The following is a 15,290-nucleotide window of genomic DNA, read 5'->3' as shown; positions in this document are numbered from 1 at the left end:
CATGTGAGCGCCGACACTGGCGGAGCGGACGATGGAACAGCGCACCAACCTTACCGGACTCGACCTGCGGGCCGAGATCGACCGGCTGCGCAAGGAGCGCAACGCCGTCATCCTGGCGCATTACTACCAGAAGCCGGAGATCCAGGATCTCGCCGATTTCGTCGGCGACAGCCTGGATTTGAGCCGTAAGGCGCAAGCGACCGACGCCGACGTCATCGCTTTCTGCGGCGTGCGCTTCATGGCCGAGACCGCCAAGATCCTGTCGCCGCAAAAGGTCGTCGTGCTGCCCGACATGAACGCGGGGTGCAGCCTGGAGGACAGCTGCCCGCCCGAGCAATTCGCCGCGTTCCGCGCGCAGCACCCCGATGCGATCGCGCTGACCTACATCAATTGCTCGGCCGCGGTGAAGGCGTTGAGCGACGTCATCGTCACCAGTTCGTCGGCCGAAAAGATCCTCAGCCAGATTCCCAAGGACCAGAAGATCATCTTCGGCCCCGACCGCAATCTCGGCGGCTATCTCGCCCGCAAGACCGGGCGCGACCTGATCCTGTGGCCGGGCGTGTGCATCGTCCACGAAGCGTTCAGCGAGACCGAATTGCTCAAGCTCAAGGCCGAGCATCCCGGCGCGCCGGTCGCCGCGCACCCGGAATGCCCGCCGGTCATCCTCGACCATGCCGACTATGTCGGCTCGACCAGCGGCATCCTGAAGTACGCCCAGGATTTCGAGGGCGACACGTTGATCGTCGCGACCGAGCCGCACATCATCCACCAGATGGAAAAGGCGCTCCCGAACAAGCATTTCATCGGCGCGCCGGGCGCCGACGGCAACTGCAATTGCAACATCTGCCCGTACATGGCGCTCAACACGATGGAGAAGCTCTACGTCGCGCTGCGCGATCTCGAGCCGCGGATCGAGATGGAGGAAAGCCTGCGGCTCAAGGCCAAGAAGAGCCTCGACGCGATGCTCGCGATGGCGAGCGGGACGGTCGGGATGGGCGATCTCGGGCCGGCGAAGGTGACGGGAGATTGAGCGGAGCGGCGGACTTCCACATCGCCGCGTTCGCGCCGGACGGAGCATTGGAGGGCCGTGGCACACGGAATGTCGCCGATCTTTCCGAGAAGTGGATCGGATTTTGCCGTAGCCTGATCGATGCGAATGGTCTGGTTTTCGATCGGCTGCTGACGACGTCGCTCGCCCATATTGGCATCAAATGCAGCGGGATCCATGATGCCGCGCTGGTGACGATTTCGGTACACGATCGGACGCAGACGACGTTCGCGTTGATCCGGAGCGACAGCAAGTCCGCTACGCAGGTACTTGCAATGTTTGTAGATTCCGTTCGGCGCAATGCCTCCCGACAACAACTCGCTCCTGCTGCAGCGCCCTTTGGCGAAATGCTCGGGATCGAAGAGCGGCCGCTTATGGCGCTAGTGATCTGGTGTGATCCTGCGATCTCGGACCAGGACAACGACTTGGTTCGCGAGTTGGGACTGCATTTCGCCGCCGCCTTTTTCGCGCTCTAGGATCGCTCGGGTGGGGGCGGCGGCAACCCCGCGGTCCCCTCGATGCAATCCTTCCGTTCGCTGCAAATCGACAATGTGTTCATGAGCGATCGAATGGATCGTACCTGATCGCAACTGGCATCCCGATTGGCGATGAAGCGAAGCTCGTTTCCCGGGCCCGCATCCGTCTCACGCAGGTAGGCCCGGAGTTGCGCCATATCGACCTCCGCGCCGTTCCAGGTGATCCTGCCGGTCGCGTCGAGCGCTACGAGATAATGCGCCGACATCTCTGGAATTTCGTTGGGCGAGCGTTGCCAACCCGACAACGGTATGGGGCAATCCTTCGCATAGGTTCCGGCGATCTTCGCGGTCGTCTGCGGGGCGGCCGCCCGCGGCGCCTTACCGCAAGCGCCGAGCGATAATGCGATCAGCAAAACGCCCGCGGCCACGCGACTCATTTATGCAGCCGACCATCGCTGATCGCGTCGATCTCATATTCGAACAGCACGGTCGCATCCGGCGCCTCGACATGCTTCTCCGCGTCGGCCGTTCCCAGCGTCCGTAACAAATACTGGATCGCCGCCTTGTGCGCCTTCTTCTTCCCATTCGCGCGCACGCAGGTCCATGGCGCGACGTCGCTATGCGTCGCGGCGAGCATCGTGTCGCGTGCCTTGGTGTACTCGTCCCATTTGGCCTGCGCGACCTCGTCGAGCGGCGAGCGTTTGAGTGCCTTCAACGGATCGGTCTCGCGCTCCTTCAGCCGCTCCGCCTGTTCGTCCTTGGAGATATCGAGCCATAATTTGACCAGCCGAATGCCGCTCTCGACCAGCATCCGCTCGAACCCCGGCACGTCCTTCAGGAATTGCGCCTGCTCTTCGGGCGTCGAGAAGCCGTTGACCACTTCGACCCCGGCGCGGTTGTACCAGCTGCGGTTGAAGATCACGAGTTCGCCCGCCGCCGGCAGATGCGCGACATAGCGCTGGAAATACCATTGCGTACGCTCGCGGTCGCTCGGCTTGGGCAAGGCCACGACGCGGGTGCTGCGCACCGAGAGATGCTCCGTGATCGCCTTGATCGTGCCGTCCTTGCCGGCGGCGTCGCGTCCTTCGAGCACGATCACCGCGCGCTCGCCCGAGCTCACCATCGCCTGTTGCAACTGGACCAGCCCGAGCTGCAGCGCGTCGCCGCCATACTCCTTTTTCGCCATCGCTCGTCCTTCGTCGTTTGTTGCTGAAGCTTGTCGAACCGCGGCGCTTTGTTCAAGCAGGGTTGGGGGAGGATCCCATGGGGAGGGGGATGGAAGCCAGGATGCCGGCGGCGACGCTGATCAGGCCGTTGACCGGCGCGCGCTTCTTCGCCGCCGCGGCGGTGGTCGTCTATCATTCGGGCGCGACTTGGGTCGCCAGCCATCCGGAAACGCCGGCGCTGGTCCGCTCGGTGCTGCTCAACGGCTATCTCGGCGTGACCTTCTTTTTCGTGCTGTCGGGGTTCATCCTGCATTTCACCTATCGCGGCGGCATCGCCGGCGCCGTCGCGTGGCGCCGCTACGGCGTGGCGCGATTCGCACGAATCTATCCGACCTATCTGCTCGCGCTGGTCGCGATGGCGCCGTTCGTCCACGTCCGCGACCTGCGCGACGTGCCGCAATTCGCGTTGTTGCAATGGTGGCCGCCGGTCCAGGTCGCGCATTGGTCGAATTGGAACATGCCGGCCTGGACGTTGTCGGTCGAATGCTTCTTCTATTGCTGCTTCCCCCTGCTGTCGCGCGGCGCCGCGCGACAGCCCGTGCCGCTGTTATGGACAGTCATCGGAGTTTTGTGGTTGTTCGATCTGACGACCGGCAGCTCCGCGATCATGGACGGCCGGCAAGCGTGGTTCGACTGGATGACCGTGATTCCGATCCCGCTGCTGAGGCTGCCCGAATTCGTCATCGGTATCGCTTTCGCCGAGCTCCATCTGCGCCAAGGGGGTGGAGGACGGGTGCCGGCATGGCTGGCGGCGCTGGCCTTGTTGGCCGTGCTCGGGTTCGGCAATGCGCGCTGGGTCGCGGGGCTGGCCACCGGTCTGTCGGCATTGACGATCGCGGCGATCGCCGCCGATCGTCGGTCCCTGTTGGTCCGGCTGCTCTCGGCGCGGACCGTGGTGCTGCTCGGCGGCGCGAGCTACGCGCTCTACCTGCTTCACCAGCCGGTTCATTTCGCGGTAGCGCGCCTGCTCGGCGGTTCCAAGCTGATGCTGGCCGCGCAATATCCGGTATTGCTGATCGCGGCCGTGGCGGTGTTCCTCTTCGTCGAGGAACCGGCACGCGAATGGATTCGGGCGCGCGCCGGCATGAAGCCGTCGGCGATCGAACCCATCGCCGTGCATCCCGCGGGCTGACGACCGCCGGCGCTTGGGCTAGATCGGCCCCATGAAGACCCTGCTCACTCGCCGCCAGGCCGCGCTCGCGCTCGGGGCCGTTGCCGCCACCCCCGCGCTCGCCCGCGGCAACGCCATCGACTGGCACGCGCTCGGCGAGGACGTGAAGAACGAGATGCGCTGGGCCTGGGCGAATTACCGCGAGCATGCCTGGGGCAAGGACGATTTCAAGCCGGTCAGCGGCGGCAACAGGAGCTTTCCGCTCAAGGACCATCATCTCGGCCTGTCGCTGATCGAGGCGATGGACACCTTGTGGGTGATGGGCCTCGACCAGGAATTCGCCGATGCGCTCGGCTGGGTGAAGGCCAATGCCGATTTCGACGTCGATGGCGAAGTGTCGGTGTTCGAGACCGAGATCCGGCTGGTCGGCGGCCTGCTTTCGGCGCACCACGCCTGCGGCGATCCGGTGCTGCTGGCCAAGGCGCGCGACCTCGCCGATCGGCTGCTCCCTGCGTTCGATACGCCGACCGGCATGCCGTATCGCTACGTCAATCTCAGGACCAAGGCGGTACGCGATCCGATCAGCAACCCGGCCGAGGTCGGCACGCACATCGCCGAACTCGGCACGATCAGCACGCTGACCGGCGACCGCAAATATTACGACGCCGCCAAGCGCGCGATGGTCGCGATGTACGATCGCCGCTCGAAAGCCGGCCTGCTCGCCGACACTATCGACGTGCGAACCGGCCAATGGGGCAGCCGCCGCGCGACGATCGCGCCGCCATCCGATAGTTACTACGAATATTGCTGGGACGGCTGGCAGTTGTTCGGGGACCATGACTTCAAGGCGATGTACGACACGCTGACCGCGCCGATCCTCCGGCACCAGATCGCGCACGCCAACGGGCAGCTCTGGTTCGTCGATGTCGATTTCGAAACCGGCAAGCAGCTCTCGACCGAACAGGATGAACTGGCGAGCTTCTATGGCGGCCTGCTCGCCCAGGGCGGGGCAGGGGCGACGGGTGCCGCCTATACCCGCGCCTGGGCAAGCGTGCAGGCGAAATACGGTATCCTGCCCGAAGGCTATGATTACGCCACCGGCAAGCCGACCTATGTCACCAACGCGCTGCGGCCGGAGCTGGCGGATGCGGCGTTCAACCACTGGCTGCTCGACGGGCGCACCGAATGGCGGCTGCTCGGGCGCACGCACTTCCTCAACATGAAGCGCTGGAACCGCGCCAGATACGGCTATACCGACATGGCGAACGTGGTGACCAAGGCGCAGGCGGATCACTGTCCCGGCTATTGGTGGTCCGAGCAGATGAAATATTACTATCTGTTGTTCAGCGACACCAAGCGGTTCGATTACAAGGACAATTATTTGTCGACCGAAGGCAATGTGCTGAAGGGATTTCGGCGTTGATCGCGCGCCTGCGCTGGTTCGGGCTCGGCGCCGCCGTTGCCGCATTGATGGCAGGCGTCGCCGCTTATGGCGCGGTCGATCACAACCGTCGCTGGCTGGTGGCCAATCTGCAGCCGGCGGTGCTCGATCGCGCCACATGGTGTTGGCAGGATCGCGGTGCCGAGGCGGAGATAGCCGGCTCGGAATCGCGGCGGGATGCTTTGGTGATCCGGACTGCGCTTCTGGGCGCGACGGGATTTCGCTCTGTATCCGGAGACGCGGATTCGATCGTTTCGGCGCAGGCGACGACCGATCGCGACGCTGGCCGGCTCGGCTACGTCTATGCGCTCTTCTGGACGGCGCCCGAACGTAAACGCCTGTTCGATCATGTTGCGGCGAGCAGGCCGGTCTGCTCGCCGGGCTTCGGCGGCGCGGCTACTCGATCGGCAGGTTGAACACCAGTTCGCGCACGAACCGCCCCGGTGGCGAGCCGTGCGCCAGGACCGCGTCGTTATAGGTCTTGAGATCGAACTTCGCGCCCCAGCGGCGCTTCGCTTCCTCGCGCGTCGCCATATGCTCTTCATAGCCCGAGAAATAGCTGAGCAACTGCGTCGAGGAGAGCTGCGCGCGGACCCATTTGCCCGCCGCCTCGCGCTCCTGCTGGAACGCGCCCTTCATCATCAGCTCCATCGCCTGGTCGCGGGTCATGCCCTCGGTCTGGATGCCGATGTCGAGCAAGGTGTTGGTGATCGAGCGCAGCCGCATCTTGAGCACGGTCAGCTTGAACAACGGATCGCCGTTCAGATAGCCCTGATCGGCCATCATCCCTTCGGCATAGACCGCCCAGCCTTCGACGAAAGGACCGGAGGACAGCACCGCGCGCAGTACCGATTTGTCCTTGTTGCTGTGGTCTATCTGCAGCCAATGCCCCGGCATCGCCTCATGGATGCTGAGGTCGTGGATCATGTAGCTGTTATATTCGCGCAGGAACGACGTCGCTTGGGCATCGCTCCAGTCGTCGGGGATCGGCGAGATCGCGAAGAACGTATCTTGTCCCTTGTCGAGCGGCCCAGGTGAATCGCAATAGGCGACCGAATTGCCCTGCTGGAACTTGGGCATGGTGATGATCTTGACCGGCGCGGTCGGCATCGTGACCAGCCCCCTGGCGCGCACGAAATCGCTCGCGCTGGCCAGCGTCGCCTTGGCCGCCGCTTCCACGCCGTCGCGCGCCGGGCGCTGGGCATAGGTCAGGTCGAGCGCCGCTTCGATCGCCTGTTGCTGCTGATCGCTGGTCGGACGGTCGGGCAGGGCGGGCGCGCCGGGCTTGCCCGCCAGGACTTGCCGCGCCAGCGCGTACATCTGGTCGCGCGTCGCGGCGGCCGCCGCGCTTGCCTTAGCCTTGAGCTCGGGCCGCGTCATCGTCGACAGCAGAGCGAATTTCATCTTCTGGTCGTAGAGCTTCGCGCCCAGCCGGAAATCGCCCTTGGCGGCGGGTACCAGGGTCTCGTCGAGCCAGACCTGCTGGTCGGCGACCGCGGTCTTCAACCTGGCAAGTGCCGTGTCGAACCGCGCCTTGTCGGCCGGCGCCAATTCGCCGGCATGCGGGGCGAGCATTCCTTCGGCGATCTCGACGATCCCCGAATTCTGCTTCGACACGGTGGTCGCGTAGATCGCCGGCACTTTCGCCCCGATCAATTGCCGTCGCGTTTCGAGCAGGAAGGCGGGCAGCGCTTCCATCCGCGCAGTCGCCGCCTTGAGCCGCCGCGGCCAGGGCGCATAGTCGCGCGCGGCAAGCGTGTAGAGCGCGCCGGCCGCCGCGTCGTTGTAATTCTGCGCGTTCCACGACCAGCTCTTGAGCACCTGGATATCCCAGAGGTCGTAATCGAGCGCGTTCTTGAGCAGCAGGTAATCGACCTGGTTGTCGCGGCTCAGCGCCTTGAAATCGATCCGCCCGAGCGCGCCCAGCGTCGCCTGATCGAACGCCATCTGGTTGCCGCGCCCCCGCGCGGTGATGTCGGGCAATTTGTCGTCGAAACGATGATCGCCGAGTTGCGTCCCGCCGACCGGGGAGAAGCGCGCGAGGCTGTCGATATAGCGCTTCGACAGCGCGGCGAATTGCGCGTTGGCGCTGACCGTCCTGGACATGGCGGGCGTCGTCGCCGGGACCGAAGCGCCGAGCGTTGCGGCAGCGGCGAGCAACAGGAAAGCGGTGCGGCGCATGAGATCCCCCTTGTTAGGCGCCGGTCTAAAGCTTGGCGGCCATTTCCGCCAGCTTGGCGACCGTGTTCATGTTGCGCGCTGTGCCGGCTTTGGCGGCGGGAATCTTGAGTTTTGATTGCCCCATGCCGTGGTCGGTGTAGCGCACGAAAATCTCGCGTTCGCCGAGTTCCATTTCCTCGCCATCGACGTTGCTTGCCTGATCGAGCGCATCCTTGGCGGGGGCGTCGTCCAGGAAGATCGCGACGACGCGATTGCCCGGCGCCTCGGCAAAGGGATTGGCGTCGCGTACCGCGGCCATCTCGGCGGCAGTGCGAACCATCACGCCGACCGGTTTGTCGGCATAATCCTCCATTGCCTTTTCGAGCGCGGCCTTTACCGCGGTCTCGCTCTTGCCCGAGGTGAAGACGACATTGCCGCTGGCGATATAGGTCTTCACCTTCTCGAACCCGGCCTTCTCGCACATCGCGATCAGCTCCGTCATCGGCAGCTTACCGGTGCCGCCGACGTTCACCGCGCGGAGCAAGGCGATATAGGCTGTCACGTCTTCCTCCCCGGTCACTGACGTAAAGCGTCGCCCGGAATGCCGGAGCTCGCAACCCATTTCGGCCGCGCGATGGTACAATTGACCTGTATCAATGCGCGGGACCGCCTTGTCATGCTTGGGAGGAGCGGGGGGACATCAAGTGGACGATCGGGAAGCGCGGACGGCCGTATTGCAGCCATTGGTCGGCATCAGATTCATCGCCGTCGCGGCTACGGTCTTCCACCATTCCGGGGCGAATTGGCTGTCGACCCAGCCCTGGGCGCCCAAGATGCTCGCCAATGCCGCACTCCACGCGCAGATGGGCCTGGGCTTCTTCTTCGTCCTGTCGGGTTTCATCCTCCAGACATTGTATCGCGGACGGTTGAGCGAACCCGGGTCATGGCGTCGTTACGGCGTGTCGCGGATCGCGCGCATCTATCCCGTCTATCTCGTCGGCGTCCTGCTGATGGCGCCCTTTTACGCCGTCGCGTCGTGGGGCGCGTTGCCGCAATTCTTCCTGATCCAATGTTGGGCGCCGCTCGGCAATCACTGGGGGTGGCAGGACTGGAACCCGCCGGCGTGGATGCTCTCGGTCGAGTTCTTCTTCTACCTCTGCTTCCCCTTGTTGTGTGGGTGGGTGCAGCGCGCACCTCGGCCGCTGCTTCTCGCCGGCATCCTCGCGGTGGTGGTCTTCGTATTGGTCACCGGCAGCGCCGATCCGCCAGCCGAGATCCAGCGCTTCCACTGGATGAATTACGTCCCGCTGCCGGTGCTGCGCCTGCCGGAATTCCTGGCGGGCATGATGATCGCCGAATGGCAAGCGCGCCGCGGCGTCCGTGCGCTGCCTGTGCCCCCGGAACTCTCACTGGTCGCCTTCGCCGTCGTGCTCGGCTGGCAGGAATTCGCGTCGCAGGCGGCTTGGGCAGTAATGCTCGCGACCCTGGTCATTCTCGGCCTCGTCAACGCGCCGCGCGCGCCGTTCACCCGGCTGATGAACACGCGGCCATTCATGCTGCTCGGTCTGGCTAGTTATGCGCTCTATATCCTGCACGAGCCGGTCAATTTCGCCTTGCGCACGATCGCGGGCGGCCGGTCGCTGCTGATGCTGCAATATCCGATCGACCTCGCCTTGGCAGTCGCCACGCTGTTCCTGATCGAAACCCCGGCGCGCAAGTGGATCAAGGGCCGGTTCGCCGCCGTCTCGGTCGCGCGGCGCCGGGATGTGGCGATGGAATCGGCGCCGGCGGCGACCCTCTGACGATTATGGAGTCGCGCCGGCCGGTGCGGCGCGCTACCAGCGCCGGCATGTTCGATCTGCCCGGTTTCGACCTCGACGCTTTCGTTCGCGCCACCCTCGCCGAGGATTTGGGCGAAGGAGGGGACATCACTTCGGCCGCGGTGATCCCGGCCCACGCGCGCTTCACCGGCGTGATGGATAGCCGCGACGCGATCACGCTCGCCGGCCTGCCGATCGCCGAGGCGTTCTTCCGCGCGCTCGACTCCGATGTGCGCATCGAGCGACTGATCGAGGACGGCGCCCAGGTCGCGCCGGGCAGCGACCTGATGCGGCTTGAGGGCAATGGTCGTGCGATGCTCACCGCCGAGCGATCGGCGCTCAACACCATCCAGCATTTGTCGGGCATCGCCACCATGACCCGCAGCTATGTCGACAAGATCGCCGGGACCGGCGCGATCCTGCTCGATACGCGCAAGACCATTCCGGGCCTGCGCCTGCTCGAGAAATATGCGACGCGCATGGGTGGCGCGACCAATCACCGCATGGGCCTGTGGGATGCGGCGATGATCAAGGACAATCATGTCGCGGTGGCGGGATCGGTCGCGGAAGCGGTGCGCCGGGCGGCCGCCGCCGGGATCGCGCGGATCATCGTCGAGGTCGACCGCGTCGACCAGATCGAACCCGCGTTGGCCGCCGGCGCGACGCATCTGCTGCTCGACAATATGGACGTGCCGACGCTGCGCGGCGCGGTGACCCTGGTTGGCGGGCGCGTGCCGACCGAAGCGTCGGGCGGCGTCCGCCTCGATACGGTCCGCGCGATTGCCGAGACCGGCGTGACCTATATCAGCGTCGGGCGGCTCACGCAGTCGGCCCCGGCTGCCGACATCGGTCTTGATTTCGCCGCGATCGCCTGAGCGAATACCATTGTAACAAAGGGGTTAGGGGGCGATTCGATGACCAGGCCTAAGTCGATACGGCTGTTCGAGCTTTTCTATCTGGGATCGGTGCTGGTCGGCGCGATCAACACCGCGATGACCTGGGCGGAAAACGCCGCGAGCGCCGAAGCGATCCAGGTGCGGCAGATGCTCGGCCCCTGGTTCTTGCCGCTGTCGACCGTGTTCCTCTACACGCTGTGGCTGCTGCTCTGGTATTTCACCGCGCGCCAGCGGAGCAATGTCGCGCGCTGGGTCGTGGTGGTCTTCTACGCGCTGGCGCTGATCGGGTTCGTGTTCACGCTGGCGGTCGGCGCCACGCCCGCCGGCCTTCCGCTCGCTTTGTCCGCGGTATCGCTGGTACTGACCACCGTTGCCGTGATCTTCCTGTTCCGGCGCGACGCCGCCGAATGGTTCGGGAAGTCGGCATGAGACTGGGGCTGTCGCTGACCGCCGCGATCGTGGCGGCGTTGCCCGGCCTGGCCAATGCGCAGGCCTTGGTCTGCACACCCAGCGCCAATCCGCCGCGCCCCAATCCCGAATTGCCGAGCGCGGATCAGCCCAAGCGGGTGCTGCCGATCGGCGGCTATACCTTGGCGATCACCTGGGGGCCGGAATATTGCCGCAACGGCGGCTTCACGCCGTCGGCGCGGTTCCAGTGCGGCAGCGGCAATCGCTTCGGGTTCACGCTGCACGGGTTGTGGCCCGACGGGATCGGAAAGGACTGGCCGCAATATTGCACCGCGACCGAGCTGCTGCCGCCCGCGGTGATCAAGGGCATGCTGTGCTCGACGCCCTCGGCGCAGTTGATCCAGCACGAATGGGCCAAGCACGGCACCTGTATGGGCACCACGCCCGCTGCCTATTTCGCGCGGTCGAGCGCGATGTACGCCAAGTTGCGCTATCCGGACATGGACGCGCTGTCGCGCCGCCCGCTGACGGTCGGCCGGTTCGCCATCGCCTTCGCCGCCGCGAACCCGGGCATCCCGCCCAACGCGATCCGCGTCACCGCGAAACGCGGCGGCTGGCTCGACGAACTGTGGCTCTGCCTCGACACCCGCTTCGGCTACACGCGGTGCAAGGCGAATTCGGGCGGGCTTCCGGTCAATGCGCGCTTGAAGATCTGGCGCGGCCACCGCTGACCCGCGCCGCTCGTAGCGTCAGTTTTCGATCACCGCCGTCGACGGATGGTGTTTGTCGAGATGCTTGCGGATGATCTTGAGGTTCCGCGTATTCGACCGGAAGAAGAAGTCCGGCACGGCGCCGAGCCAGGGGATCAGTCCGAGCGCGAAGTCGACTCCCACGTTGCCGAACATGCGGGCCATCTGCGTCTTCGACATGCCCAGGTTGCGCGCTTCCCATACCATATAGGCACCTAGCGCGGCACCCACTACGTCGCCGATTCCGGGAACGAGGTCCAGGATGACGTCGAGGCCCAATTTCTGGTTGGTGCCGGGAATCTTGATCAGCCCTTCGAGCAGATGCTCCATGCTCTCGATGCGTTTGCGCACCGAGGCGGCGTCGCGCCCGAGGGGGACGATCTGGGTCAAATCGGGCCGCGGCATGCGGGTCGTGTTAGCCATAGTCCAATCTAGTTGGTGTCATTGCGCAGTCGATTCAACGGGTGCCATCCGCGCGGGTTCCCCTGCCATTGCTGCAAGCGCATCGACACCAGCGACCAGCGCAATGGCGTGGCGATCGGAATGAAGGCGATGTCGGCCGCCATCGCCGCGTCGGCCGCGGCGATCTGCGTGGCGCGCTCCGCCATGCTGGGAGCATCGCGCGCGGCGATCAGCGCCGCCTGCGCGGCGTCGCTGCACGCGACGCAGGCGGTCGCCAGATACCAGCGCGCGCTGTCGTACGGCGCGACCTCGTCGACCAGCCGCAGGTCGGTGTCGGCCGCCATGGCGACGCGGACGGGTCGGATGCCGATCGTCGCCAGCCGCGCGCCGATCAACCCCCATAGCATGTTGCCGCCGGCTGTTTCGGGCAATGCCACTCGCAAGCTGATCCCGCCGGGATTGGCGGCTTGATAGCTCGCGACTTGCTGCTGCGCATCGGCCAATCGAGCGCCCGGCGTCAGCGAAGCCCAAGCGGAGACCGCCGGCGCCGCCGCCGAATCGAGCTTGTCCGGCAACAGCCTTTCGACCGGTTGCCCCCAATCGGGATCGAACGCCGCGATCAATGCCGGCCGGTCGATCGCCTCGGCGATGGCGGCGCGCCCGGCGGGAGTCGCCAGAAATCCCTCCCGGCTGACGACGGCGAGCCCGAACAGCCCTGCCGTCGGATCGAGCCGGATGTTGATCGGGGCGGCCTTGACCATCGGCAACAGCGGCCAGTCGCTGATCGACCCGCCGCTGACGAGATCGGAATCCCGGTGCATGAACCGCAGGACGGCACGCGCCGCGCTTTCGCCGATCAACCGGACATTCTGTTCCGGGCTCGGCTCGGCGACCTCGTCGTCGGCCGAGCGGGCAGGGTCGAAGGCCGGGCGCAGCATCACCGCGTCGCCGTCGGTCGAGGCGACGCGGAACGGCCCGCTGCCACCCGGCGGATTCTCGCGCCGGATCGCCAGCTCGGGCTGGGCGAACAGCTTGAGCAGATCGGGCCGCGGCCGGTTGAGGCGAATCTCGATCACCTGATCGGTCATCGCGACGATGTCATCGACCGCGGTCAGGAAGGGCTTGAGCGGATTGTGCGATTGCGGCGCGATGGCGCGTTTCAGGACGATTGCCACGTCCGCAGCCGTCACTTTGCCGCCGTTACTCCATTCGGCCTCGCGCAGCCGAAAAATGTAGGTTCGTCCCTGATCGATCACGATCCAGCGTTCGGCCAGCGCCGGCTCGACCTGGCCGGCGGCGTCGAACCGCACCAGGCCCTGGGCCGTCGCGTCGAGCAGCAGACGTTGTACCGTGTCGGCCGGGCGTTTGTTGACGTTGGGATAGGACGGGCGCCCGCCGACCGCGCTGACCACCACCGGCCCCTTGTCGGGGCGCGGACTGCACGAGGCGAGCAGCAGGACGAGCAGCGGGGCGATACGGCGGCGCACGATCATCTGCGCCTTGTGCCAAAGTCGGCGCCGCGGCGCCATGGTGCGGACGGCGGGACTCGAACCCGCACACCCATAGGGCGAGGGATTTTAAGTCCCGTGCGTCTACCAATTTCGCCACGTCCGCTTGTCGCGCACAGGTCGCCCAGCCGAGCGCCTTGGTCAAGCAGGGAGTTGGAAGGGCAAGATGCCGTCCCGCGCGTAAGTCGCGTGACGTCGGTCAGGCACTGCGCGCCTGCCGGCCGGCCTGCGGCGTGTCCTGCCTCTAGCTGCGCTTCGCTTGCGCCAGGCCGCCTTGGCTCAAACGTTGAGCCGGACGCGCATTTCCTTGCCGGGCTTGAAATAGGGAACGCGCTTGGCATCGACTTCGACGACTTCGCCGGTCCTGGGATTGCGCCCGGTGCGCGCACCTCGTGCGCGAGTGGAGAAAGCGCCGAAACCCCTCAACTCGACGCGGCCGTCGGCGGCCAGGCGACGCGAAATCTCGTCGAAGAACGTCGTCACGATCGCCTCGACGTCGCGCAGCGCAAGATCAGGATTGGCTTCTGCTAACTTCTGAATCAGTTCCGAACGGATCATACGAACACGGTCTCCCCAAGTCGAAGGACCACCGGGGCACGTCCCGGTCTTCTCCATCGACCGCTCCTCTTTCGCGATTTTCCCCCGCGCGAAAAAAGAGCCCCCTCCGTTGCTTATCATAAAGAAAACGCACCGATCGCAATAGGACCGATTCGACACTCAATGCGTAACGAAAAGGGTAGCGTCCCGAGGACGCTACCCATTCTGGGCCATTTTGGCCTTACTTTTTGGTGTCGCGGGCCTTGAGCGCTTCGCCCAGGATGTCGCCCAGCGATGCGCCCGAATCGGACGAACCGTATTGCGCGACCGCCTGCTTCTCTTCGGCGATCTGCATCGCCTTGACCGAGAAGGTGGGCTTCTTCGACCGGTCGAAACCGGTCACCATCGCGTCGAACTTCTGGCCGACCTGGAAACGCTCCGGACGCTGCTCGTCGCGGTCGCGGCCGAGGTCGGTGCGCTTGATGAAGCCGGTCGCGCCATCGTCGCCGACCTGGACCTCAAGGCCCGCGTCGCGGACTTCGAGCACCGACACGGTGACGATCGAGTTCTTGTTGAGCTTGTCGCCGCCGCCGGTGGCAACCGCCGCCGACGGGCCGCCGCGCTCGAGCTGCTTCATGCCGAGCGAGATGCGCTCCTTCTCCGCGTCGATGTCGAGCACGATCGCCTTCACGACCTCGCCCTTGCGGTGCAGGTTGAGCGCGTCCTCACCCGAGATGCCCCAGGCGATGTCCGACATGTGGACCATCCCGTCGACATCGTTGTCGAGGCCGATGAACAGGCCGAATTCGGTCGCGTTCTTGACTTCGCCCTCGACCGTGGAGCCGACCGGGTGGGCCGCGGCGAACGCTTCCCACGGATTGGCCTGGGCCTGCTTCAGGCCCAGCGAGATGCGGCGCTTGTCCTCGTCGACCTCGAGCACGACGACATCGACTTCCTGCGAGGTCGAGACGATCTTGCCCGGATGGACGTTCTTCTTGGTCCAGCTCATCTCGGAGACGTGGACCAGGCCCTCGATGCCCGCTTCGAGTTCGACGAACGCCCCATATTCGGTGATGTTGGTCACGCGGCCGGTCATCTTCGCGCCGACATGGTACTTGGCGGCGGCGCCATCCCACGGATCGCTCTCGAGCTGCTTCATGCCGAGCGAGATGCGCTGCGTGTCCTTGTTGATGCGGATGATCTGAACCTTGACGGTGTCGCCGATGTTCAGGACCTCGCTCGGGTGCTGGACGCGCTTGTAGCTGAGGTCGGTGACGTGCAGCAGGCCGTCGATGCCGCCCAGGTCGACGAACGCACCGTAATCGGTGATGTTCTTGACCACGCCGTCGATGATCTGGCCTTCGTGCAGGCTCTGGATGAGGCCCGAACGCTGCTCGGCGCGGGTTTCCTCGAGCACGGCGCGACGCGACACGACGATGTTACCGCGCTTGCGGTCCATCTTCAGGATCTGGAAAGGCTGCGGGATGTCCATCAGCGGCTGGACGTCG

17 protein-coding genes and 1 tRNA gene are annotated in these 15,290 nt (G+C 65.3%); 9 read left to right on the top strand and 9 right to left on the bottom strand.

From position 1 onward, the window contains the following. Nucleotides 1-31 precede the first annotated feature (31 nt). Both nadA and ACTHJR_RS15310 read left to right on the top strand, forming a co-directional pair. Nucleotides 32-1,030, top strand: a complete 999-nt coding sequence (gene nadA, locus ACTHJR_RS15315) for a quinolinate synthase NadA (RefSeq protein ID WP_440524106.1) — start codon at nucleotides 32-34, stop codon at nucleotides 1,028-1,030. Next, nucleotides 1,027-1,524, top strand: coding sequence for a hypothetical protein (locus ACTHJR_RS15310; RefSeq protein ID WP_440524105.1), 498 nt, complete (start codon nucleotides 1,027-1,029; stop codon nucleotides 1,522-1,524). Before nadA ends, ACTHJR_RS15310 begins: the two co-directional genes overlap by 4 nt. Here the strand turns inward: ACTHJR_RS15310 and ACTHJR_RS15305 are convergent. Both ACTHJR_RS15305 and ppk2 read right to left on the bottom strand, forming a co-directional pair. Continuing rightward, the gene (locus tag ACTHJR_RS15305) at nucleotides 1,521-1,961 is read right to left on the bottom strand and encodes an ExbD/TolR family protein (protein WP_440524104.1); all 441 of its coding nucleotides are present in this window, start codon (nucleotides 1,959-1,961) and stop codon (nucleotides 1,521-1,523) included. The genes ACTHJR_RS15310 and ACTHJR_RS15305 overlap by 4 nt on opposite strands. Beyond that, the gene (gene ppk2, locus ACTHJR_RS15300; RefSeq protein WP_440524103.1) at nucleotides 1,958-2,710 is read right to left on the bottom strand and encodes a polyphosphate kinase 2; all 753 of its coding nucleotides are present in this window, start codon (nucleotides 2,708-2,710) and stop codon (nucleotides 1,958-1,960) included. Before ppk2 ends, ACTHJR_RS15305 begins: the two co-directional genes overlap by 4 nt. 89 nt (nucleotides 2,711-2,799) lie before the next feature. Between ppk2 and ACTHJR_RS15295 the strand changes: the two genes are divergently transcribed. Genes ACTHJR_RS15295 through ACTHJR_RS15285 form a run of 3 tightly spaced genes read left to right on the top strand, consistent with a single transcriptional unit; the run spans nucleotide 2,800 to nucleotide 5,718 of the window. Beyond that, nucleotides 2,800-3,882, top strand: coding sequence for an acyltransferase family protein (locus tag ACTHJR_RS15295; protein WP_440524102.1), 1,083 nt, complete (start codon nucleotides 2,800-2,802; stop codon nucleotides 3,880-3,882). Between the two features lie 31 nt (nucleotides 3,883-3,913). Further along, the gene (locus tag ACTHJR_RS15290; protein ID WP_440524101.1) at nucleotides 3,914-5,284 is read left to right on the top strand and encodes a glycoside hydrolase family 47 protein; all 1,371 of its coding nucleotides are present in this window, start codon (nucleotides 3,914-3,916) and stop codon (nucleotides 5,282-5,284) included. Then, entirely contained in the window at nucleotides 5,281-5,718 is a 438-nt protein-coding gene (locus ACTHJR_RS15285; RefSeq protein ID WP_440524100.1) for a hypothetical protein, read from the top strand. Before ACTHJR_RS15290 ends, ACTHJR_RS15285 begins: the two co-directional genes overlap by 4 nt. Here ACTHJR_RS15285 and ACTHJR_RS15280 read toward each other — a convergent pair. Both ACTHJR_RS15280 and ACTHJR_RS15275 read right to left on the bottom strand, forming a co-directional pair. Continuing rightward, nucleotides 5,699-7,483: a DUF885 domain-containing protein gene (locus ACTHJR_RS15280; protein WP_440524099.1), complete on the bottom strand. Its 1,785-nt coding sequence runs from the start codon at nucleotides 7,481-7,483 to the stop codon at nucleotides 5,699-5,701. The two genes, ACTHJR_RS15285 and ACTHJR_RS15280, sit on opposite strands and share 20 nt — an antisense overlap. Before the next feature lie 25 nt (nucleotides 7,484-7,508). After that, nucleotides 7,509-8,024 carry a DUF1697 domain-containing protein gene (locus ACTHJR_RS15275; RefSeq protein WP_440524098.1) on the bottom strand — a complete coding sequence of 172 codons (516 nt, stop codon included), beginning with the start codon at nucleotides 8,022-8,024 and terminating at the stop codon, nucleotides 7,509-7,511. A gap of 142 nt (nucleotides 8,025-8,166) precedes the next feature. Between ACTHJR_RS15275 and ACTHJR_RS15270 the strand changes: the two genes are divergently transcribed. From ACTHJR_RS15270 to ACTHJR_RS15255, 4 genes are read left to right on the top strand one after another with little or no spacing between them, the layout of a single operon-like run. After that, nucleotides 8,167-9,264 carry an acyltransferase family protein gene (locus tag ACTHJR_RS15270; RefSeq protein ID WP_440524097.1) on the top strand — a complete coding sequence of 366 codons (1,098 nt, stop codon included), beginning with the start codon at nucleotides 8,167-8,169 and terminating at the stop codon, nucleotides 9,262-9,264. 5 nt (nucleotides 9,265-9,269) lie between these two features. Further along, nucleotides 9,270-10,157: a carboxylating nicotinate-nucleotide diphosphorylase gene (gene nadC / locus ACTHJR_RS15265; protein ID WP_440524096.1), complete on the top strand. Its 888-nt coding sequence runs from the start codon at nucleotides 9,270-9,272 to the stop codon at nucleotides 10,155-10,157. A 39-nt stretch (nucleotides 10,158-10,196) separates the two neighbouring features. After that, nucleotides 10,197-10,607: a hypothetical protein gene (locus tag ACTHJR_RS15260; protein WP_440524095.1), complete on the top strand. Its 411-nt coding sequence runs from the start codon at nucleotides 10,197-10,199 to the stop codon at nucleotides 10,605-10,607. Next, complete coding sequence (locus ACTHJR_RS15255) at nucleotides 10,604-11,317, top strand: ribonuclease T2 family protein (RefSeq protein ID WP_440524094.1); 714 nt, start codon at nucleotides 10,604-10,606, stop codon at nucleotides 11,315-11,317. The genes ACTHJR_RS15260 and ACTHJR_RS15255 overlap by 4 nt, the downstream gene beginning before the upstream one ends. 18 nt (nucleotides 11,318-11,335) lie before the next feature. On the opposite strand, the gene ACTHJR_RS15250 is transcribed toward ACTHJR_RS15255, so the two are convergent. The 5 genes from ACTHJR_RS15250 to ACTHJR_RS15230 all read right to left on the bottom strand — a co-directional run. Continuing rightward, nucleotides 11,336-11,758, bottom strand: coding sequence for a DUF4112 domain-containing protein (locus ACTHJR_RS15250; RefSeq protein WP_440524093.1), 423 nt, complete (start codon nucleotides 11,756-11,758; stop codon nucleotides 11,336-11,338). Between the two features lie 8 nt (nucleotides 11,759-11,766). Continuing rightward, a complete protein-coding gene (locus ACTHJR_RS15245) occupies nucleotides 11,767-13,266 on the bottom strand; it encodes an ABC transporter substrate-binding protein (protein ID WP_440524092.1) in 1,500 nt (499 codons plus the stop codon). Continuing rightward, a tRNA-Leu gene (locus ACTHJR_RS15240) sits at nucleotides 13,266-13,351 on the bottom strand. Before ACTHJR_RS15240 ends, ACTHJR_RS15245 begins: the two co-directional genes overlap by 1 nt. Nucleotides 13,352-13,524: 173 nt before the next feature. After that, on the bottom strand, nucleotides 13,525-13,803 hold the full coding sequence (gene ihfB / locus ACTHJR_RS15235) for an integration host factor subunit beta (RefSeq protein ID WP_066585257.1): 279 nt from the start codon (nucleotides 13,801-13,803) through the stop codon (nucleotides 13,525-13,527). Nucleotides 13,804-14,023: 220 nt separating this feature from the next. Further along, a partial coding sequence (locus ACTHJR_RS15230; RefSeq protein WP_440524091.1) for a 30S ribosomal protein S1 occupies nucleotides 14,024-15,290 on the bottom strand: 1,267 nt, incomplete at its 5' end.

The sequence above is a fragment of the Sphingomonas sp. genome (assembly GCF_051962185.1).
In the GTDB taxonomy this organism is placed as follows: Bacteria; Pseudomonadota; Alphaproteobacteria; order Sphingomonadales; family Sphingomonadaceae; genus Sphingomonas.
This window is presented reverse-complemented; position numbering and strand designations above follow the sequence as displayed.